18 protein-coding genes are annotated in these 22334 nt (G+C 47.4%); 13 read left to right on the top strand and 5 right to left on the bottom strand.

Features of this window, described 5'->3' with window-relative positions; all coding sequences use genetic code 11:
• Positions 1-77 precede the first annotated feature (77 nt).
• Positions 78-596 (bottom strand): hypothetical protein, encoded by a 519-nt coding sequence (locus AC07M6_RS07155; RefSeq protein WP_494888305.1) that lies wholly within the window; start codon positions 594-596, stop codon positions 78-80.
• A 133-nt stretch (positions 597-729) separates the two neighbouring features.
• On the opposite strand from AC07M6_RS07155, the gene AC07M6_RS07160 reads away from it, so the two are divergent.
• The 8 genes from AC07M6_RS07160 to AC07M6_RS07195 all read left to right on the top strand — a co-directional run bounded on the left by AC07M6_RS07160 (position 730) and on the right by AC07M6_RS07195 (position 10917).
• Complete coding sequence (locus AC07M6_RS07160; protein WP_494888306.1) at positions 730-2649, top strand: DUF6600 domain-containing protein; 1920 nt, start codon at positions 730-732, stop codon at positions 2647-2649.
• 193 nt (positions 2650-2842) lie between these two features.
• The gene (locus AC07M6_RS07165; RefSeq protein ID WP_494888307.1) at positions 2843-3391 is read left to right on the top strand and encodes a type 1 glutamine amidotransferase domain-containing protein; all 549 of its coding nucleotides are present in this window, start codon (positions 2843-2845) and stop codon (positions 3389-3391) included.
• 194 nt (positions 3392-3585) lie between these two features.
• A complete protein-coding gene (locus tag AC07M6_RS07170; RefSeq protein ID WP_494888308.1) occupies positions 3586-4047 on the top strand; it encodes a MarR family winged helix-turn-helix transcriptional regulator in 462 nt (153 codons plus the stop codon).
• 16 nt (positions 4048-4063) lie between these two features.
• Entirely contained in the window at positions 4064-5155 is a 1092-nt protein-coding gene (locus AC07M6_RS07175; protein ID WP_494888309.1) for an efflux RND transporter periplasmic adaptor subunit, read from the top strand.
• 7 nt (positions 5156-5162) lie between these two features.
• Positions 5163-8303, top strand: coding sequence for an efflux RND transporter permease subunit (locus AC07M6_RS07180; protein WP_494888310.1), 3141 nt, complete (start codon positions 5163-5165; stop codon positions 8301-8303).
• A 5-nt stretch (positions 8304-8308) separates the two neighbouring features.
• A complete protein-coding gene (locus AC07M6_RS07185; protein ID WP_494888311.1) occupies positions 8309-9628 on the top strand; it encodes a TolC family protein in 1320 nt (439 codons plus the stop codon).
• Positions 9629-9682: 54 nt separating this feature from the next.
• A complete protein-coding gene (locus AC07M6_RS07190) occupies positions 9683-10063 on the top strand; it encodes a response regulator (RefSeq protein WP_494888312.1) in 381 nt (126 codons plus the stop codon).
• Positions 10060-10917, top strand: a complete 858-nt coding sequence (locus AC07M6_RS07195; protein WP_494888313.1) for an N-acetylglucosamine kinase — start codon at positions 10060-10062, stop codon at positions 10915-10917. The genes AC07M6_RS07190 and AC07M6_RS07195 overlap by 4 nt, the downstream gene beginning before the upstream one ends.
• Before the next feature lie 134 nt (positions 10918-11051).
• Here AC07M6_RS07195 and lnt read toward each other — a convergent pair whose 3' ends face one another.
• From lnt to rsmI, 3 genes are all read right to left on the bottom strand, one after another.
• Entirely contained in the window at positions 11052-12683 is a 1632-nt protein-coding gene (gene lnt / locus AC07M6_RS07200; protein WP_494888314.1) for an apolipoprotein N-acyltransferase, read from the bottom strand.
• Between the two features lie 107 nt (positions 12684-12790).
• The gene (locus tag AC07M6_RS07205; protein ID WP_494888315.1) at positions 12791-13087 is read right to left on the bottom strand and encodes a GIY-YIG nuclease family protein; all 297 of its coding nucleotides are present in this window, start codon (positions 13085-13087) and stop codon (positions 12791-12793) included.
• Positions 13088-13183: 96 nt separating this feature from the next.
• Positions 13184-13903 (bottom strand): 16S rRNA (cytidine(1402)-2'-O)-methyltransferase, encoded by a 720-nt coding sequence (rsmI, locus tag AC07M6_RS07210; RefSeq protein ID WP_494888316.1) that lies wholly within the window; start codon positions 13901-13903, stop codon positions 13184-13186.
• Between the two features lie 124 nt (positions 13904-14027).
• Between rsmI and serS the strand changes: the two genes are divergently transcribed.
• Positions 14028-15299 (top strand): serine--tRNA ligase, encoded by a 1272-nt coding sequence (serS, locus tag AC07M6_RS07215; protein WP_494888317.1) that lies wholly within the window; start codon positions 14028-14030, stop codon positions 15297-15299.
• A gap of 17 nt (positions 15300-15316) precedes the next feature.
• Here the strand turns inward: serS and dapF are convergent, their stop codons facing one another.
• Positions 15317-16102, bottom strand: coding sequence for a diaminopimelate epimerase (gene dapF, locus AC07M6_RS07220; protein WP_494888318.1), 786 nt, complete (start codon positions 16100-16102; stop codon positions 15317-15319).
• 200 nt (positions 16103-16302) lie between these two features.
• On the opposite strand from dapF, the gene AC07M6_RS07225 reads away from it, so the two are divergent.
• The 4 genes from AC07M6_RS07225 to AC07M6_RS07240 all read left to right on the top strand — a co-directional run bounded on the left by AC07M6_RS07225 (position 16303) and on the right by AC07M6_RS07240 (position 22283).
• Positions 16303-17859 carry a trypsin-like peptidase domain-containing protein gene (locus tag AC07M6_RS07225; RefSeq protein WP_494888319.1) on the top strand — a complete coding sequence of 519 codons (1557 nt, stop codon included), beginning with the start codon at positions 16303-16305 and terminating at the stop codon, positions 17857-17859.
• A gap of 280 nt (positions 17860-18139) precedes the next feature.
• Positions 18140-18940, top strand: coding sequence for a shikimate dehydrogenase family protein (locus AC07M6_RS07230; protein ID WP_494888320.1), 801 nt, complete (start codon positions 18140-18142; stop codon positions 18938-18940).
• Positions 18913-19512, top strand: coding sequence for a gliding motility lipoprotein GldD (gene gldD, locus AC07M6_RS07235; RefSeq protein ID WP_494888321.1), 600 nt, complete (start codon positions 18913-18915; stop codon positions 19510-19512). The genes AC07M6_RS07230 and gldD overlap by 28 nt, the downstream gene beginning before the upstream one ends.
• A gap of 248 nt (positions 19513-19760) precedes the next feature.
• Complete coding sequence (locus AC07M6_RS07240) at positions 19761-22283, top strand: TonB-dependent receptor (RefSeq protein WP_494888322.1); 2523 nt, start codon at positions 19761-19763, stop codon at positions 22281-22283.
• Positions 22284-22334 lie beyond the last annotated feature (51 nt).

Consider the following 22334-nt stretch of genomic DNA (forward strand, 5'->3'; position numbering starts at 1 on the left):
CTTTCTGCTCATACTGCACAGGGCCTTAGCCACAGGGCCGGTATCCGCGCCAATCCCTAACGCGGAGGAATTAACACCTAACCTTTTAAAAATGAGACGCTTGAGATATCAGTTCCAATCATAATTTTTATATCATCGGACAAATTATTAAAATCAAAAAAATCCTCTATCTCATTTACTGGTAAACTACGCGGATAGTTCGGTGTATCAAGAGGAATAAAATCCTTTTGCATAGTGCTGATTTTGGCATTTGCCGGAATGTATACTTGCTGAGTTTCAAATGTCGCCTCGATTTCAGCTCCTTCAACATTTTTATCATAGGCAATTAAAAAATGCTCGGTGATAAGCGTTTTGGTTACTGTATTATCCAAATTGAAATCTAACAGACCGGTAGCATGATCAAAAAAATACCGGATTGAAGAGGTATTAAATAGTAGCAAATAGCCATAATCTAAAAATGAGTTAACGCCATTAACCGGGTTGCCAGGCATTAAGTTCAATTTAATATACGGAATAACCACATTGCCATTAGCAAAGTAGATTTTCCGGCCATAGGCTTCCGATGTATTTACAAGGTCGGCAGATATCAAGTTCATCTTCAATAATATTGATATAAAACTATAACTGGTATATAAATGCAATCCGGCTTAAACTCATTAATAAAACAAACCGTTAAACATTTTGTCCTAATATAAGTCAAACCCGTACAAGATTTGATCAGAAATAACCATGAAAACACTAAATAAATTATGGGGGGCAGGCTTACTGGCATTAATACTGATGCTGGCCATACCCCAAAAATCAAAAGCCCAATATAGCGACGAAATAACCTTCCAGACATTTTACGATGAGCTTTCGCCCTATGGCGTATGGGTATACGATCCCGATTACGGCGATGTGTGGGTACCCGATGTACAGGAAGGGTTTCGTCCCTACGGCACCAACGGCCACTGGATAGTTACCGAGTATGGTAATACCTGGGTATCCGACTTTGAATGGGGCTGGGCGCCATTTCACTACGGCCGCTGGCGCTTTGACGATTATTACGGCTGGGAATGGATTCCCGATTATGAATGGGGACCGGCATGGGTTAACTGGCGCACCGGCGGCGGTTATTATGGCTGGGCGCCTTTGGGCCCGGGCATCAGCATAGATATTGCCTTTGGCAGCGGTTATGATATCCCATACAGCTATTGGAACTTTGCACCGTATGCCTATATCAACAGTCCGTATATATACAATTATTATGTGCCGCGTACCCGGGTCATCAACATCTTCCGCCGTACTACTATTATTAATAATACCTATAATGGTAATAACCACCGCTATGTATTTGGCCCGCGCCCGCGTGATATTGAAAGATATACCGGCAAAAAGGTAACGGTTTATAATATTAACAACTCGCGCAGGCCGGGTTCTGTCCGCGTGCAAAACAATACGGTTAATATTTACCGTCCAAACGTACAGCGTTCGCCAGAAGCAAGGCCGACAAGGGTAGTGGATGCCCGCGCTTACCGCGATGCCAACCCCAGTCAGCGGATTGCCGACCAGCGCGGAACAGCACGGATCAATCATCAAAACGCTACCCGTTTAGCTGACTTTGCCCGTACCGCGCCGGCTGATAATAAAATTGTGCGCGAAAACAGGCGCCCGAATGATAACCGCGACAACCGGAATAACGACCGGAGGGGGAATAACAATGCTATTCCGGGCACGCCTCCGGGTAACCCTAATGATAACCGAAATAACGAAAGGCCAAATATACCGCGTACCGACAGGCAGCCAACCCCCGTTAACCGCCCCGGCCAGCCCGTTATGAACGATCAGCAGCGCCAGCAGGATGAGCAACGTCGTCAGGACCAGCAACGCCGCCAGCGCCCGGTTGATCAGCAAAACCCGCAGCAAATGCAGGAGCAGCAAGCCCGTCAGCAACAGGAGCAGCTTCGTCGGCAGCAGCAACAGAATCAGCAAGACCAGTCCCGCCAGCAACAGGACCAGCAACGCCAGCAGCAAGAGCAGCAACGGAGACAACAGGACGATCGGCAACGCCGCCAACGCCCGCCGGTAGATCAGCAGGCGCAACAACAGCAACAAGCTGCCGAACAACAGCGCCAGCAACAACAAGCCCAGCGACAGCAGCAGGAACAACAACAACAGGCTGCCCGCCAGCAACAGGAGCAACAACGTCAGCAGGAGCAACAACGTCAACAGGAACAACAGCGCCAGCAGCAAGAGCAGCAACGGAGACAACAGGACGATCAGCAACGTCGCCAACGCCCGCCGGTAGACCAACAGCAGCAGCAAGCTGCCGAACAGGCCCGCCAGCAGCAAATGCAACAGGCACAAGAGGCGCGTCGTCAGCAACAAGATCAGCAGCGCCAGCAACAGGCGCAACAGCAGGATCAGCAAAGACAGCAAAGACAGCAACAGGCGCAACAGCAGGATCAGCAACGCCAGCAGGCACAGCAGGAAGCCCGCCGTCAGCAAGATCAGCAAAGACAACAGCAGGCGCAGCAACAACAGGAACAACAGCGCCAGGCCCGTCAGCAGCAGGATCAGCAAAGGCAGGAGGCCCGTCGCCAGCAGGAAGAGCAGCAGCGCAAACAACAGGAAGAACAGAAGAAAACTCCACCCCCTCCAATGAGGTAAGATAATACAAAGGGATCTCTTTATACGGGATCCCTTTTTTGTGGAAAATATACGCTTCGTTTGCTCCTGGGTGAGTAAATGGGAGACTGTATCCTTCAAATAAACCGGCCCCTATGGCTCCCCGACTATTTCAAATTTTCTAAAACCATAATTTGTTAATGATATTATTTAATAATATATCAAACTAAAAATTATGGCCAGTTTAAGTGATAAGAAAGTAGCCATCCTTACCGAGGAGGGCTTTGAGCAGGTGGAATTAACCAGCCCTAAAGAAGCATTGGAAGCTGCAGGTGCAACCGTACATGTTATATCGCCCCGAAGCGGGAAAATAAAAGCCTGGAATAAAGATAAATGGGGTATTGAGATACCCGTTGACCGCCAGCTGGACAGTGTTAGTCCGGATGATTATGACGCGCTTGTTTTACCCGGCGGCGTAATGAATCCGGATAAGCTGCGGCAAAATAAATCGGCAGTGGCTTTTGTATCGGCTTTTTTGGATGAAAATAAACCGGTAGCCGCTATTTGCCATGGCCCGCAAATGCTGATAGAGACCGGTCTGATAGGCGGCCGTACGCTAACATCGTACCCGTCGCTGCAAACCGATCTAAAAAATGCCGGGGCGCATTGGGTTTATGAAGAAGTAGTGGTTGATAACGGGTTAGTAACCAGCCGTACGCCCAATGATCTGCCCGCCTTTAACCGTAAAACTATTGAAGAAATAGGTGAAGGCGTACATGCCTGACCGGTAACCCGCAATAATGATGAACAAAGGGGCTGTTCCGTTTCACACCGGGACAGCCTCTTTGTTTTTTACCCCATCATGTTTCGCGTAAACAAATCCTGACGATTACGTAGGGATTGCCCACTACCTTGTAAAATGGTTGATACATACAACTATCTGTAAAACCTACCATTATATATTCGCTAATAATATCAATGGAAGTAACAGAACCTATTTCGCGTAAGCTTATTCACCTGGGTAAGGTATACCTTAATGTGCTATCTAAACGGGTAGATCATTTGGGTATTAACCGCTATTGGTATATCCTGTCGTTAATACATGCCAGCAATGGTAAGCTCACCCAAAAAGCCCTGGCCGAAAAACTGGGAAAGGATAAATCGGCTATGGTAAATATCATTGATTTTTTAACCGAAAAAGGATATGTTTATAGGGAAGTGAATCCTGCCGACCGCCGCCAGCATTTATTAAAGGTAACTCCCAAGGCCGGTAATGCCGTGCCCGAAATAATTGCCGCATTTGAAGCCATAAACAAAACCGTGACAACCGGTATATCGGCTGCCGAAATGGAAATATTTAACCGCGTATTGGTAATGATGGAAGAAAATCTGAAACCATACGCCACCAGTGAAATGAACATTAAGCTAAACTTAAAATAAGTAATACATCAGCATTATGAAGATCAGGTATATTGTATATATCCTTATAGCGGCCGTAGTTGGCTATTTAGTTTACAGCAAGCTTTGGGGGCCTAAGGCTAAAGAAAGCGCGGCGGCCACCGGCGGCGGTAAAGGCGGCGGCAAGGGCGGTAAAAAGAAAACCGGCCCCATACCGGTTAAAGTAATGATAGTTAAAGACACGGTAGTGATCAATAACATCGACGTTACCGGCTCCATAGACGCCAACGAACGGGTAAACCTGATCAGCCAAACGGCGGGTAACATTACCGGCATTTACTTTAAAGAAGGCAGCCGGGTAAGCAAAGGGCAGCTATTGGTTAAAGTATATAACCAGGATTTGCAGGCCTCCTTACAACAAAACCAATACCAGATGGCCTTAGCCGGCCAAACCGAATATCGTAATAAAGTACTATTGCAAAAAGAAGCGATCAGCAAGGAGGAGTACGAAACATCGTTAACCGCCCTTAACTCGCTAAAAGCGCAGGCGGATATGATCAAAGCGCAGATCTCCCGTACCGAGATCCGCGCGCCGTTTAGCGGCACTATCGGTTTGCGTAATGTTAGTCCGGGTGGCTACTTATCGCCCTCCACTTCTATTGCCACGCTGGTTAATATCGATCCGGCTAAACTCACCTTTTCGGTACCCGAACGTTATTTGCCTTTAATACAGCCAGGTAGTAATATCAGCTTTACGGTGGCCAGCAGCGCTAAAAAATTCAAGGCAAAAGTTTATGCCATTGAGCCTGAGATCGATGCCGGATCGCGCAGTATCACCATCAGGGCGCAGGCGCCAAACCCTAAAAACGAGCTGACAGCCGGCAGCTTTGCCAAGATCAACCTGACGCTCGACCAGATCCCCAAAACCATTATGGTACCTACCGAGTGTGTAATCCCTGATTTAAAAAGCAGCAAGGTGTTCATCGCCAAAAATGGCAAAGCTACCCCGCGTTTTGTAAAAACTGATTTGCGTACCGATACCAAAATACAGATCACAGAGGGCCTGAAACCCGGCGACAGCCTCATCATATCGGGCATTATACAAATGCGCCCTAAGGTTGCTATAAAGATCACTAAAGTTATTAAGTAAGCTAATTATGAGTTTATCCTCAGTAAGTATAAAAAGGCCGGTACTGGCAACCGTTTTATCGGTTGTGATTGTGGTATTCGGGGTAATAGGGTACACTTTTTTGGGTGTACGCGATTTCCCCTCGGTCGATCCTCCTATCATATCCGTTAGCACCAGCTACTCGGGCGCTAACTCTGATGTAATCGAATCGCAGATAACCGAACCGCTGGAAAAAGCGATTAACGGCGTGCCGGGTATCCGTAATATCACTTCAACCAGTTCGGTAGGTAGTAGTAACATCACCGTTGAATTTAACCTGGATGCCGATTTGGAAACAGCGGCGAACGATGTGCGCGATAAAGTATCGCAGGCCCAGCGCCAGCTGCCGCAGGATATTGACGCGCCGCCGGTAGTAACCAAGGCTGATGCCAGCGCCGACCAGATCATTACCCTAACCGTAAGCAGTAACACCCGAAACATTAACCAGGTAGATGATTATGCCGAAAACGTTTTGCAGGAAGGCTTGCAAACTATCCCCGGCGTAAGCTCTATTAACATACAGGGCCAGCGGCAATATGCCATGCGCCTATGGGTAGATCCTAATAAATTATCGGCCCTTGGACTGGCGGCTACCGATATTAAAGACGCGCTAAGTAAGGAGAACGTAGAATTACCCGCCGGTAAAATTGAAGGTAACAATACCGAGCTGGCCGTTCGCGCGCTGGGTAAGCTGCATACCGTAAAGGATTTTAACGATCTCATTATCCGCGCCGACAGCAACCGCGTGATCCATTTTAGTGATATTGGCTATGCCATTTTAGGTTCGGCTAACGAAGAATCGTCATTGAAGGAATCGGGCGTACCCGAGGTGGGTTTGGCCATTGTACCGCAGCCCGGCGCTAACTATGTACAGATAGCCAAAGATTTTTACGCGCGGTTAGAACAGATTAAGAAAGACCTTCCGCCGGATATTAAAGTGGTAGTGGCGCTGGATAATACCCGCTTCATCAACCAGTCGATCACCGAGGTAAAGGAAACGCTGCTCATCTCGTTTGTACTGGTAGTAATTATCATTTATCTCTTTTTCCGCGATTGGCTCATCGCTTTCCGTCCGTTAATAGATATCCCGGTATCATTGATTGGGGCATTCTTTATCATGTATGTGTTCGGCTTCTCTATCAATATCCTTACCCTGCTGGGGATAGTACTGGCCACGGGCCTGGTAGTGGATGACGGTATAGTGGTGACCGAGAACATCTACAAAAAAGTAGAAAGCGGTATGGATGTGCGCAAGGCCGCGTTTGAAGGATCGGCCGAAATCTTCTTCGCCGTAGTATCCACATCGGTTACACTGGCGGCGGTGTTTCTCCCCATTGTATTTTTACAGGGCTTTGTCGGGCGCTTATTCCGCGAGTTCGCGGTCGTCGTCGCGGGCGCGGTATTGATATCGGCTTTCGTATCGCTTTCGCTTACGCCGATGCTGAACGTAAAACTGATCCGTAAAAACCAGAAGAAATCCAGGTTTTACGAAAAAACGGAGCCGTTTTTCCAGCGCATGACCAATGCTTATACCGAAACGCTGGTTAATGCCATGAAATGGCGCTGGACATCGTGGCCTATTCTTGGGATTTGTTTGATAGCCGTTTACATATTGATCAAGGTGATCCCGTCAGAGCTGGCCCCGCTGGATGACCGCAGCTTGTTACGCTATTCGGTAACGGCCCCCGAAGGCTCATCGTACGAGTATACCAGTAAGTACATGGACAATATCTCACAGCTGATCGAGGATTCTATCCCCGAAAAAACGGTGAACATATCCATAACGGCTTTCGGGCGTGGCGGTGCGGGAGCTGTTAATACCGGATTTGGCCGCATCGGTTTAACCAAACCCGATGAACGGAAGCGCAGCCAGGCACAAATTGCCGACTATCTGACCAAAAAACTCAGCAAGTTCCCTGATGCCCGCGCCACAGTGGTGCAGGAGCAAACCATTAGCGGCGGCGGTAGCGGGGCGCGTACATCGCTGCCCATCCAGTTTGTTATACAAAACCAGGATTTTGAGAAAATCCGTAAGGTGTTACCAGGCTTTTTGGCCGAGGTACAAAAAAGCTCGTTGCTGCAAACCCCCGATGTGGATTTGAAATTTACCAAGCCCGAGTTAACGATAGTAACCGACCGCGACCGTGCCCGCGATTTGGGGGTGAGCGTAGCCGATATTGCCGCGACTTTACAATTATACTATAGCGCCGGCCGGGTTGATTATTTCCTGATTAACGGCAAGCAATACCAGGTAGTAGCGCAGGTTGACCGTGCAAACCGCGACCAGCCGCTTGATCTGAAATCTGTATACGTTCGTAGTTCGCGGGGTAACCTGGTGCAGTTGGATAACGTGGTTAAGGTATCGGAAGATGCTATCCCTCCATCTATTTATCACTTTAACCGGTTTAAATCGGCCACTATGCAAGCCGGGTTAGCGCCGGGTGTAAGTATGAGCGAAGGCATTGCCGAAATGCAGCGGATAGCCAAAAGTCAGTTAGATGATACATTCAGCACCGCGTTGAGCGGCCCATCGCGCGATTTTGCGGAGTCGTCGTCCAATATCATGTTTGCCTTTATGTTTGCGCTGCTGCTGATCTACCTGGTATTAGCCGCGCAGTTTGAAAGCTTTATCGACCCTTTTATTGTAATGATGACCGTACCGCTGGCTATCGCGGGCGCGTTTTTATCCCTATGGCTGTTTAATCAAACCCTCAATATTTTCAGCGAGATCGGGATGATCACCCTGGTGGGGTTGGTAACCAAAAACGGGATCCTGATTGTTGAGTTTGCCAACCAGCGCATGGAGCATGGGCTAAATAAGTTTGAAGCGGTTGTAGAATCGGCCACGGCACGTTTACGCCCGATATTAATGACCAGTTTGGCCGTAGTATTAGGCTCGGTACCTATCGCTTTCGCGCTGGGCGCGGGTGCAAAAAGCCGGGTATCGCTGGGTATCGTAATTATCGGCGGGATGCTGTTTTCACTGATCCTGACGCTGTATGTGATCCCGATGATCTACATGATGATTGCCGCTAAAGAACGCCATGACCCCGATGCGGAAGATGAAGAGATCAGCAGCAAGCCCAAGCGCTTAAAACCAAAGGAACCTAAATTGATAGAAAAGCTGTAAACGATATGAAATTAAGTAAAATAGTTTGCCTGCTGTTTTTATGCACCGCTTTTAGCTTCAGCAGCCGCGCGCAAAACGCGCCCATGCTTACGCTGAAGGAAGCGGTTGAGATAGCATTGAAGAACAACTACAATATAAAACTGGCCCAAAATAATAACACTATTGCCAAAAACAATGTTACGCCGGGCAACGCAGGCCTCCTGCCACAGGTAAGCGGCAATTTAACCACCAACGATAGCCGCCAAACAGTTACCCAAACGCGGTCGGATGGTACGGTAAATAACCTGAACGGCATCCGTAACAGCAATGTAAGCTATGGCCCCAGCTTAAACTGGACCATTTTTGACGGCTTTGCCATGTTTGCCAATTACGATCAGTTAAAAGAGCTGAACAAACTGAGCGATGTGCGCATGCGCGATACCATACAAAGCACTGTAGCCAGTGTAATTACTACTTATTACGATCTGATCAATCAGAACGAACAGATCAGGGCGCAGAAGGGCGCTATCGAGATCTCGCGTACACAATACCGCATTGCTAATGATAAGTTTACCGTGGGGCGGGCATCACGCCTGGACGTATTGAACGCGCAGGTGAACCTGAATACGGATACAGCTACCCTGTTGGCCCAATTACAGCAGTTTAAAGCCAATAAAATACGGATGAACCAATTGCTGATCCGCGATCTGCAGACCGATTTTTCGGTTGCTGATACCATTGTGGTGGATGAAAAACTGGTACTGGCCGATATTATTAACAACGCCCATACCCAAAACCCGGCCATCCTGTCGGCCGAGATTAATAAACGTTTGGCGGATATTAACCTGAGGCAGGTGAAAGCCACGCGTTACCCCACTTTAAGCGTGGGTACCGGCTATACCTGGTCTAACAGCAAAACACCGGCTGGCTTTACCCGCACGCAGGATACCCATGGCTTTAATTATGGCCTTACGGCATCCATTAACATTTTTGACGGTTTTAACCAAACCCGTAAAGAACGCAATGCCAAAATACAAATCGACAACGCGGCCATGGGTGCCAAACAAGCCCGGCTTGATATAGAAGCGCAAATTAATAACCTGTTTGTAAGCTATCTTTCCGGGCTCGACCTGGTGAAGCTGGGACAGGCTAATGTGGCCATAGCCAAACGTAACCTGGAAATATCTTTAGATAAATATAAGTTAGGAAACATTACGCCGTTAGAGATACGTGAGGCGCAAAGGAACTATTTAGATGCGCAATCCAAGTTTTTTGAGGCGCAATATCAGTCGAAACAGGCAGAAATTATGCTTAAACAGATCACAGGAAGCATAAATATTGAATAAAAAGCATAACATTTATCTTTTGTTTACGTAAAAGATTATTTTTGAGGATCATATATGCACGGAACCTATAAAATATGTTTGTTGATTGATGACAATTACATTGATAATTTTGTCACACGCAGGATATTGGAAAGCGGGCACTTTGCAGATGAAATTATTGTGCGGCAATCGCCTGCCGAAGCTATCGAATCGTTAAAGGAAGGATCGGTTAAACCCGATGTGATATTTTTAGATATCAGGATGCCTTTAATGAATGGCTTTGAATTTTTGCAGGAGTACGATAAACTGGATGATGAGGTTAAAGGCGCTAAAATATTTATGCTTTCATCATCGCTTGATCCTACCGATTTTAAACGGTCTACAGAAAACAAGTACATCACACAGTTTATTCACAAGCCGCTTACCCATAAAATACTGGAAGAGCTTAGTGCATGATCTTAGTTGCTGATAGTGGTTCGTCAAAAACCGACTGGCTGCTGGATACTCCCGGCGGTGAACCTGCTGAATACCGCACCGACGGTTTAAACCCCTACTTTTTATCAGAAAAAGAAATTGCCAAAAAACTGCACGAGCAGTTGCCCGAACTGATTGCCATATCCCACCAAATTACCGAGATCTATTTTTTTGGTGCGGGCTGCTCCAGTCCCGACCGGCACGAGATGTTATCTAACGCCCTGAGCCAGGTTTTTCCAAAAGCATTCATCAGTGTTGATAGCGATCTTTTGGGTTCGGCCTATGCCACCTGTGGGCACGATAAGGGCATTTGCTGTGTATTGGGCACCGGTTCAAACATCTCGTTTTTTGATGGAGAGGATGTGGCCGAGGGTAAGCATGGCCTGGGTTATGTTTTGGGCGATGAAGGTTCGGGATCGTGGCTGGGCAAAATATTGGTGACTGATTACATGTACGGCAAAATGCCTACGGAGATCGAAGCCTCGTTCCGCGATGCCTATCATTTAGATAAAGCCACCATTATCAAAAACGTTTACCAGCAACCAAGGGCCAACTCGTACCTGGCATCGTTTGCTAAATTTTTAAATGGCATCCAACATACCGAATACGGGCAGCAGATCTTAAACAATTCGTTTATTGAATTTATTGAGAGTAACATCAAAAGCTACCCCGAATACCATCAGTATAAATGCCATTTTGTGGGTTCCATTGCCTATCATTTTAGTGAGGAGTTAAAAACCCAATGCCACAAATACCACATTAAGGTAGGCAAGATCATCCAAAAACCCATTGATGAATTGCTGAAGTTTATTTTGGAGCGGAACGCTGCAGTTTAGCCTGCCTTTTCATGCGTTTGCAATGAGTTGTGGATAAGGTGTCATGGTGAGCCCGTCGAACCATGGTGGGCAGGCCCTCGCACGCAACCCTTCGACAAGCTCAGGGTGACATTCCCCTCTGCCATACCGGCCAATTACACGGTCGCCCTAACAACCTTCCGCTTCACCCTTAATCTGATCACAATAAACGCGATCAGCAACACCGCCAATAAACTCGCCATCTTCGGGATATAATCGCCGTATTGCACGTAAAAAGTTATATCGCTATTGAGGTTGATATTTTGCTTCAGGCCGGTGCGTACCCACCACTGGGTATGTTGTACCACATCGCCGCGCTGGTTAATAAAGGCCGAGATCCCGGTATTGGCCGAGCGGCATACCCATCGGCGTGTTTCGATAGCGCGCAGTTTGGCATAATCCAGGTGCTGATCTTTACCCGATGTATTCCCCCACCAGCCATCGTTGGTAATAATGGCAATAAACTGTGCCCCGCGGCGTACCGAACTGGCTACGTATTCGCCATAAATAGATTCATAGCAAATTACCGGGTCGGCGCCGATGCCACTTTGCGAGTAAAACACCTGCGAACTATCCTGCCCGCCATAACTGCCGGTAGCCCCGCCCAAATGCTCGAACACCGGTTTTAAGAACGACAGGGTATTGCCAAAGGGTAACGATTCGGCTCCGGGAACCAGTTTTGATTTATGGTAAACCTGCACCTCGGCCGAGTTTTCTATCGCGACAGCAGAGTTGAAGCTATCGTAAAATTCGCCCCCACTGGTAAATGGACTGGCAGTTTTGGTAGCCCGGTTAGGGTAGATCTTATATCCTTCCAGTCCGGTAATTACATTGCCGTTTTTATAGCGGTTTAAAAACTTTTGTACCTGGGCGTAGTACGGACTGCTGCGGATATGGTTCTCTTCCACATGTTCGGCAATGGCGGTTTCGGGCCATATAAAAAACTCGGTGTTGGGTTGCGCTAAGGAATCGGACAGGTGGGTCAGGATATTGATCTGTTCTCCTGCCGGGATTGAAGTCTGCTTGGCATAAGGATCAATATTAGGCTGCGCCACCACAATGTTTGAAGGATTGGTTTGCTCCTGGTAAGTATAATATTGATAAAGTGATAGCACCAATGGCAGCAATAAAGTAAGTACCGCGCCGGCAATCAGCTTTAAACGTATTGATGGATTTTGCGCCTCCCGCAAGCCGATATAAATCAGGAAAATGAAAATATTAACCGCCCAGATCCAAATAGTGCCGCCGTAAACGCCGGTATACTCGTACCATTGCACCCATTGGTGGGTGCTGGCAAAGCCGTTACCCAAAGTCATCCAGGGGAAGTTTAACTCCCAGGTTTGGTGCAGGTACTCATAAGCTATCCAAAGGCAAACCAGTCCGGCTAAGGCCCAGCCGCGTTTGGTAAGCAACCGTAATCTGAAGTAGAACCAGCAAGCCCCGGCCATCAGCAAAGGCGCTAAGGTGTAGGGTATTAATGATACAGGGATGGCTGTAATCTCGCCGATATCTTTCAGGGCGTTATAAACCCAGTAAATGCTCAAAAAATTCCACACCAAAAAGCCCAGGAATGTCACCCTGAAGATCTTCCTGCCTTTACGCTCGCCAGCAGTACCGATGATGTTTTCCATCGCTACCAGCATGGGCACAAAGGCTACGAACAGCAAAAAGGTAGTATACGGCGTTGGCGGCCAGGCTATCCAAAGTAATAGACCGGAGAGGATGGCAAGGTATCTGTTTTTTTTCATTTAGTTTTTCAAACTCTTAAATATTATTTGTCATTGCGAGGAGCAGCAGGGGATTTGTGGGGTAAAGCGACGTGGCAATCTCGTCGCTCACTAATCAATCAATAAGGTCAATCATACCAACCACTACTTAAATCAGTCCACGCCGGATTTTCATTAATAATTAAATCAATTTTCTTTTGTCGTGATGCGGCTTTTAATTGCTTCTCTCTCGCAATCGCATCCTGTACCCATTGATACTGCTCAAAATAAACCAATTTATCGCAATTAAATTTTGCTGAAAATCCTTTGTATTCTTTTTTCTTATGTTGTAATATTCTTATCTGCAAATCACTTGTTACGCCAATATAAAAAACTGTATTGGCTTTATTGGTGATGATGTAAACCGCGTATTGGTTAATTTGCATGATGGTCTGTTTAGCTACGAGATTGCCACGTCGCCCTACCCCACAAATCCCCCGCTGCTCCTCGCAATGACAAGTTGTTTAATGACAAGCCGTTTTCTAATCTTCCTCCTCGTCCTTACTATACTTATTTTTTGACGTTTTAGCCGCAACCCCCGCCACGCACAGCACAAACTCGCCCTTAGCGGGATGCGTTTCGTAATACGCTTTTACTTCGGCTACTGTGCCGCGTACGGTTTCCTCGAACATCTTTGTCAGTTCGCGCGATACCGAGAGCTGACGGTCGGCGCCAAAATGGGTAGCCATTTCGTCCAGTGTTTTTAATAAACGGTGCGGCGACTCATACAGTATAATCGTTCGGTCTTCTTCGGCTAATATTTTATATCGGGTTTGCCGGCCTTTCTTTAGCGGCAGGAAACCCTCGAAACAAAAACGATCGGTTGGGAAGCCGGAGTTGACCAGCGCCGGGACAAAAGCCGTAGCGCCCGGCAGGCATTCAATAGCGATATCGTGCTTTAAAGCCTCACGCACCAGGAAAAAGCCGGGATCGGAAATAGCCGGCGTACCCGCGTCCGATATCAGGGCGATGTTTTTACCCTCTAACAAAAACTTAACGATCTCGCTGCTGCTTTGATGCTCGTTATGCTGATGATGCGCGAAAACCCGGCCCGTAATACCAAAATGCTTCAGCATGGGCGCCGATGTGCGGGTATCCTCGGCCAGTATCAGGTCGGCTTCCTTTAAAATGCGGATGGCCCGGTAGGTCATGTCCTCCAGGTTGCCGATGGGTGTTGGTACTAAGTAGAGTTTGCCGCTCATTTTGCTTCGCTGTCCATGATCAATAGACGATGGTCCATAGTAAATTAGGTTTGCGTTGAAATAACTAAGGACTATAGACTAAGGACTATGGACTAATTTATATCTTTGCCTAAAAAATTAAATAATGCTGCAAGTTAGTTATATCCGCGATAACAGGGAACAGGTTTTGGAACGTTTGGCTGTAAAAAATTTTAAACAGCCGGGCCTGGTTGATGAGATCATTGCTTTAGATGAGCAACGCCGTGCGCTGCAAATCTCCAGCGAAGAGCTGCAATCTAAAGCCAATGCCTCGGCCAAGCAAATTGGCGAACTGATGCGCACGGGTAAAAAAGGCGAAGCAGATGCCCTGAAAGGCCAAACCAGCGCCTGGAAAGAGGATATCAAAAAGTTCACTGAAGAATTAAGCGCGGTGGATGAAGCCCTGCAGCAAAAAGTGGTTTTGCTGCCCAACCTGCCGCATACCAGCGTCCCCAAAGGCTTAACGCCCGAGGAAAACGAAGTGGTACTGGAAAATGGCAACAAACCCGAACTGCCTGCCAATGCCCTGCCGCACTGGGAACTGGCCGCAAAATATAACCTGATTGATTTTGAATTAGGCGTTAAAATTACCGGCGCGGGTTTCCCCGTGTATAAAGGCAAGGGCGCCAAACTGCAACGCGCTTTAATCAGTTTCTTTTTAGATGAAGCCGAGAAAGCCGGTTATGCCGAAGTAATGTTGCCATTGCTGGTGAACGAAGCATCGGGTTTCGGTACCGGTCAGCTGCCGGATAAGGAAGGACAAATGTATTATGTGGGTATAGATAACCTGTACCTGATCCCTACTGCCGAGGTGCCTATCACTAACCTGTACCGCGATGTAATTTTAAAAGCCGACGAACTGCCGGTGAAAAACTGCGGCTATACCCCATGCTTCCGTCGCGAAGCGGGATCATACGGTGCGCATGTTCGCGGCTTAAACCGCCTGCACCAGTTTGATAAGGTGGAGATTGTACAGGTAGTGCAGCCCGAAACATCTTATGAAGTACTGGAAGGGATGAGCACCCATGTGCAAAGCCTGCTTCAGCAATTAGGCCTGCCTTACCGGGTATTGCGCCTTTGCGGCGGCGACATGGGTTTTGCATCGGCCCTGACGTATGATATGGAAACTTGGAGCGCGGCACAGCAACGCTGGCTGGAAGTATCATCTGTATCTAACTTCGAGACCTTCCAAAGCAACCGCCTGAAATTGCGTTACCGCAATGCCGAAGGTAAAACCCAGTTGGCCCATACACTAAACGGCAGCGCTTTAGCCCTGCCGCGTATTGTTGCCACCTTATTGGAGAATAATCAGACTGAAAATGGCATTAAAGTGCCTGAGGTGTTAGTGCCGTATACTAAGTTTGAGTGGATCGATTAATCAAATCAACACCATCGTTATAAATCAACGGTCCCCTGAAACACCTGCCTGGCCGGCCCTTCCAGGTAAATATCGGTGAACTTTGCACCATCATAATTAAAACGGATATTCAAATTGCCGCCTAATACTTTTATGGGGGTGGTAATGCTCCCGGTTTGATGGTTTTGGATAGCCATGGCTAAAGCTACGGCGGTAACCCCCGTTCCGCAGGCATAGGTTTCGGCTTCAACACCGCGCTCGAAGGTGCGCACAAAGTAACCGTTGTCTGTTGGTTCAACAAAGTTTACGTTAATGCCCTGTGCTTTATAGGTATCGTTATTACGGATAGCGTGGCCATCGTGGTAAACATCTTTGGTTTCCAGGCCATCAACCAATTGCACATAATGCGGCGATCCGGTGTTTAATACATAAGAGTCCGCATCGCGTTTAACGGTATCCACGTCAATCATATGCAAGCTCACCCAATCGCCCGATGCTGAAATTTTGGCATGATGTGGGCCGTCAACTGCCAAAAAATCGGTCTCGGTATCTATTACACCCAAAAATTTGGCAAAGGCTACAATACAACGCCCTCCGTTGCCGCACATACTGCTGGGCTGCCCGTCGGAGTTATAGTAAACCATCTCAAAATCAAAGCCTTCCTTAGGTTGTAAAAACATGATCCCATCGCCCCCAATACCAAACCGACGGTCGCACAAACGGGCAATCATAGCCGGGTTGCGATGATCCACAGCTAAATCGCGGTTATCTATCAGGATAAAATCGTTGCCCGCGCCCTGGTATTTATAAAATGGTAATTTCACAATTCAATATTAAGCAATAATCCTGTTTTGCCGAAACAGCAAGCCTACAAACACGTATATATGACATATTGCTGTCCATTTAACATTTTTTAACAAAAAAGGCGTTAACTAATTGTTGCTGATGTAGTCGTATTGGTATTAAATTTGAATTTGAAAATTTAAACCTGTTTAAACTAAGTAAAAGAAAAGTGAAAAATAATATGAAAAAGTTTGGTTTAACTCTCTTAACCGCGTTTGTTGGCGGTGCCTTAGCCATTGGAGGCTATAAAATTATTGAGACCAAGTATAATGATGGCTTGAGTTTCGAAGAAAAACAAAAAGTTTATTTCGCCAGTAACCCCGTAGCATCAAACATCACCTCATCTGCAGGCGAAGTTGATTTTACCCAGGCGGCCGCGGCTGTAACACCGGCGGTAGTTTATATCCGCACCACCTATGCAGCTTCGCAAGGCGGCAGTTCTATGGAAGATATGTTTGGCCAGTTATTCGGTCAGCGTGCCCCCCGCGGACAAAGGCCGCAAATGCGTGCGCCGCAGGCATCGGGTTCGGGGGTGATCATCTCGCCTGATGGTTATATCGTAACCAACAACCACGTGGTGGACAAGGCCGAAAAAATACAGGTGACCACCAACGATCACCGGATCCTGGAAGCTAAAGTGATTGGCCGCGACCCTAACACCGACCTGGCCCTGATTAAAGTGAACGCTACCAACCTGCCTATTGTTAAATTAGGCAACAGCGATGATGTGCGCGTAGGCGAGTGGGTATTGGCTGTGGGTAACCCCTTCAACTTAACATCAACTGTTACGGCCGGTATTGTAAGCGCTAAGGGCCGTGGTATCAATATTATTGGTACGCAGGATAACGATGACGACGACAACAATTTCTTCTCGCCATCGCGCAACGCGCCTAAACAGCCAAAAACCAATTCGGCTATCGAATCATTTATCCAAACCGATGCGGCCATTAACCCCGGCAACAGCGGCGGCGCTTTGGTAAACACCAAAGGCGAACTGATCGGGATCAACTCGGCCATTGCATCACGCAGCGGATCATACGAAGGTTATGGCTTTGCCGTGCCGGTTAACCTGGCCAAAAAAGTGTTGAATGATATAAAACAATATGGCTCGGTTAAACGCGGTTATTTAGGTGTAACTTATGTTGACCTGAGCAATACCGACCAGGCCGAAGCTGTGGGTGTAAAAGACAAAACCATTGGCCTGTACGTTGATAAAGTAGTAAGCGGTGGCGGTGCCGAAAGTGCCGGTATCAAATCGGGCGATATCATTACTAAGGTAGACGGTGCCCTGGTAACCGAATCATCTGACCTGACCGAGCACGTAGGCCGCATGCAGCCGGGCGATAAGGTAAAGATTACCGTTAACCGTGATAACAGCGAGAAAAACTTTGTGGTAACCCTGAAAGGCGAAGCCGCAATCAACACCGCACTGGCTGCAACTGGTAGCCAGGAGTTGTTTAAAAAATTAGGCGCTAACTTCCGCGCCTTAACCCCGGCACAAAAACAAGAGCACGGCGTAACATCGGGTGTAATAGTAACCAGCGTTACCGAAGGTGGTATGTTTGATGAATTGGGTTTAGCCAGCGGGTCTATCATTACCAGCGTTAACAAAGCGCCCGTAAACACCGTTGAAGACATTGACAAAGCGTTAACCGCCAGCAACCGCCGCGGGATATTGGTACTATCGGGCATTAACCCCGATGGCAGCAAGTTTAACAATGCTTTCCAATTGCGTTAAGCTTTAGTGTTAATAAATTCTGAAAGCCCTGGCTGTTGGCCGGGGCTTTTGTTTTTAAATAGTACCCAATACTCCCGCAGGTTTAGCTTAGCGTAACCTGTGGTGGCGTATTACGGAAGTCTTAGACTTCAAACATCCCCAGGCACAAGTTAAGCCATCACACAGGCTGCCCTTAAACTTGCGCCAGCGTAAGGCGCCAGCATATGCTATGGTTATCTAACCCCGCAAATTCTTTCATCCCTTTTTTAAACCGTTCCTTTGTTTTTGTTATTATTACAGCATGAAACATTACGGGCTTATTGGTTATCCGCTCACGCATTCGTTCTCGCGTAAATACTTTACCGAAAAGTTTAAAAAAGAGCATATTGACGACCATGTATACGAGCTTTTTGAACTGAAACACCTGAGCGATTTCCCCGAACTGCTTTGGGCTAACCCCAAACTGTGCGGGCTGAATGTAACCGTTCCGCATAAAATCGGGATCGTTAGATATATGGATTGGATAAGCGATGAGGCTAAAGAAGTTGGTGCGGTAAACTGTATCCGTATCACCGCCGAAAGCCCGGTGCTGGCGGCCTTCAGCGGCGAGGTGGGCATACAGGACCACGATTTTAAGCTGGAGGGCTTTAATACCGATGTTTACGGATTCGAGCATTCGCTGAAACCACTGTTGAAAAAGCACCATAAAAAAGCTTTGCTGCTGGGCAATGGCGGGGCGGCAAGGGCGGTTAAATGTGTACTGGATAAACTGGAAATTGACTACATTTTGGTAACCCGCAAACCGGGCCGCGACCATGTGCTGTTTAAAGACCTGACCAAAAAAATGATGGAGGAGCATACGCTCATCATTAATACTACGCCACTGGGTACATCGCCCAATGTAGATGAGTGCCCGCCTATTCCTTATGAATATATTACCGAGCACCATTTACTGTACGACCTGATCTACAACCCCGAACAAACGCTGTTTTTAAAGCAGGGGCACGAGCGCGGCGCGGCCACCAAAAATGGCTTCGAGATGCTGATCCTGCAAGCCGAGAAATCATGGGAGATATGGAAATCAAACGAAGTTACCCAGTGAAATGGCTGCTGCTGATGGTGCTGGCCGGCTTCCTCTGCGGCTGCGGCGGTCACGATTATTCGCCCAAGCCACGGGGTTATTTCCGTATCGAATTTCCTAAAAAAGAATACCAGGAATATACCGGCGGCTGTCCGGTTATTTTCAGGTACCCCAAATACGCCGTAATTGAACCCGATCTGAAGGCCGGGGCCAAACCCTGTTGGCTGAATATGCAGTTCCCCCAGTTTAACGGAACACTGCATTTAAGCTACGAACATATCACCTCTAAAAAAATGTTTGATATGCTGATAGAGGACGCCTATAAGCTGGCCTCAAAACATACGGTTAAAGCCACGTCGATAGACCAGGGCACCATCCGCGAACCTTTTTACAGAGTATACGGCGTATATTATACCATTGATGGCAACGTAGCTTCTTCGGCACAGTTTTACCTGACAGATAGTACCGAGCACTATATCCGCGGCGCGCTCTACTTTAACACTCAGCCCCGTATGGACTCCATACAACCCGTACTGGATTTTGTAAAAAAGGATGTGGAGGTGATGATTAAAAGCTTCCGCTGGAAACAGTGAATATGCAGATGTGCGAATGTGCAGATATGCAAATGCAGGGGGGGGGTAATGTGCAGATGCGTGGATATGCAGATGTGCATATTTAGGAATTAATGTATTAATTAACTAAATCATTTGCATATCTGCACATTCGCATATTTGCACATTTAGAAAATCGTAATAAAAAACTTACCGTCAACTGTCCTGCTTAGCAATAAAGTTACAAAAACCGGCAGCGAAAATAGGGCTTAAACACTGATTTTTGCGGTATGAGTATAAAGTATGCCCTAAACCTGTTTGCTGTTGTGTTTTTATGTTCGGCCGCTACTGCTTTTGCACAGCAGGGCGCCGCTGCTAAGGGTTCGGTATCGGGCCGTTTGGTTGATGCCGCCACTAACCAGCCGCTTGAATTTGCTACAGTAGCTTTAATTAAAAAAGCCGACAACCTGCCCGCCAAAAGTATCCAAACCGATTTGCAGGGTAATTTTAAACTGGACAATATTGCCGATGGGTTTTACCTTTTGCGCACCACCTATGTAGGCTATGGCACTTATACTAAAGACAGTATCCTGATCGATGCTAAAAAAAGGGTATATACTTTAACTAATATTAAGCTAAAACAAATAAAAGGCGCGCTGAAAGAAGTATCTGTTAAGGCGCAGCGCAGCAATATCCAATTGGGGATAGACCGTAAGGTTTTTAGTGTTGACCAAAGCCTGGTGAGCCAGGGAGGTTCGGCAACAGATTTACTGGCCAACGTACCGTCGGTACAGGTAGATGTGGATGGCAATTTAAATCTGCGCGGCACCAGCAATGTGCGGGTACTCATCAATGGTAAGCCTTCGGCCTTAACCGGCGGCAGTATGGCCGATATCCTGCAATCCATCCCCGCCAGCGCTATCGAGAGCATCGAGGTGATCACTAATCCATCATCAAAATACGATGCCGAGGGGCAGTCGGGCCTTATCAATATCATTCTTAAAAAGAACGCGCGTTTAGGGTGGAACGGCTCGGCATCATTATCCGCAGGCAACCAAAATACCTACAACGGCAACTTTAACCTGGCTTATCAAACCCAGGCTATTAACCTGTATGCTAACTACAGCTACCGCAAGGCAAACCGTACCGGCAACGGCTATACCAACCGTACCATCTTCGACCCGGTTAACGGCTCCGGCTCTCAAAACCAGATAGCCGATCAAAGCTTTAATTTTAACGGCAGCAATATCAGGGCCGGTATCGATATCAACGTTGATCCTAAAACCACCTTAAGCTTTAACGGTAATGCTAATTTGCGTAACCGTAACCGCTTTCAGTATGGTAATACCAGTATCCGCAACAGCGCTGGCGCGTTAACGCAGCAAACCGATCAAAACGCCAGTTCGTACAGTACGGGTAACAGTAACTTTGATTACAATGCCGATTTTAGCCACAAGTACAAAAAGCAGGGAGAGGAGCTAACCGCCAACATAGGCTATTCTACCGGTAAGGAATCGGCCAACGATTTGCAGACCATTTTGTATAATTACTACCTGCCGCCTTCATCAAGGCAACGCCTGCAAACCAATGCCAATGGCGAGAATGGCCACAATTTAAACTTACAGGCCGATTTCACCCTTCCGCTCAGCCACAACAATAAACTGGAAACCGGGTACCGCAGCACCTTCAGCGAGAATAATAATAACAACGATGTAGATAGTTTGAATACTTCGAACATCTATGTGCCCGATTTAAACCTGACCAATCATTTTTTATACCAGGAGCAGGTTCATGCCGTTTATGGTAACTACCAGCAGCAGTTTGGCAAGTTTGGCATACAGGGCGGCCTGCGTTTAGAGGACGCCAACATCCGTACCCTGCTGCGCGATAATAACGAACGCCATACACAGGATTATTTCAGGATCTACCCCAGCTTGTTTTTAAGCGAGAAGCTCAGCGAAAACCAAACACTGCAGCTTAGCTACACCCGCCGTGTCAGCCGCCCTCGCGACAGGCAGATCAACCCTTTCCTGGATAAAAGCGACCCTTACAGTTATCAGCAGGGCACCCCTAATTTAAAGCCCGAGGATACCCACTCGTTTGAGATGAGTTACATTAACTACTGGAAAACACTGACGCTGACATCATCGCTTTATTATCGTTTAACCAATGATAATATTCAGCGTATCCGCACCCCGTACAATGGTTCAACCACCATCGTGGTATTACACTCCGAAAATATAAGCAGTTCGCAAAATGGCGGCTTTGAGTTGATAGCCCGGGTTAACGCGACACAAAATATTGATATTACGGCCAACGTAAATGCTTACTACAGCTATTTGCAGGCGGCACCGCAGTTTGATTTAAAGGCATCATCGGGCTTTGCGTGGAACGGTAACCTGACGGCCAATATTAAACCGGTTAAAAAGCTGGGGATACAACTGCGCGGCGATTATAACGCGCCACAGGTAATTAGCCAGGGCCGTCAGCGGGCTATGTACGGACTGGACGGCGGCCTGAAGTACGATCTGACTAAAACCCTTAACGTGAGTACCAGCATCCGCGATATATTTAACAGTCGCAAATTTGGCGCGACAACGGATTATACCGCCGGTACGGCAAGTATCCATTCCGAATCAGTTCGCCGTTTCCAAACCCGCACCATGCTGGTCACCCTTTCCTACCGCTTCGGCTCAGCGCCCGATGATGGCAGCAAGAAGAAGAAAAAGGATAAGAAAGACGGCAGCCCCGATGATAACGGTAATCCGGATGATCAGACGGGTGGTGGCGCCGGCGGGAATAGGGTGCAGTAATAATGGGCTTTTGTCATTGTGATTTATCAGCCCCCGGCATTGAAGATTGGA

Source organism: Mucilaginibacter sp. GW821-FHT07H05, assembly GCF_059418485.1.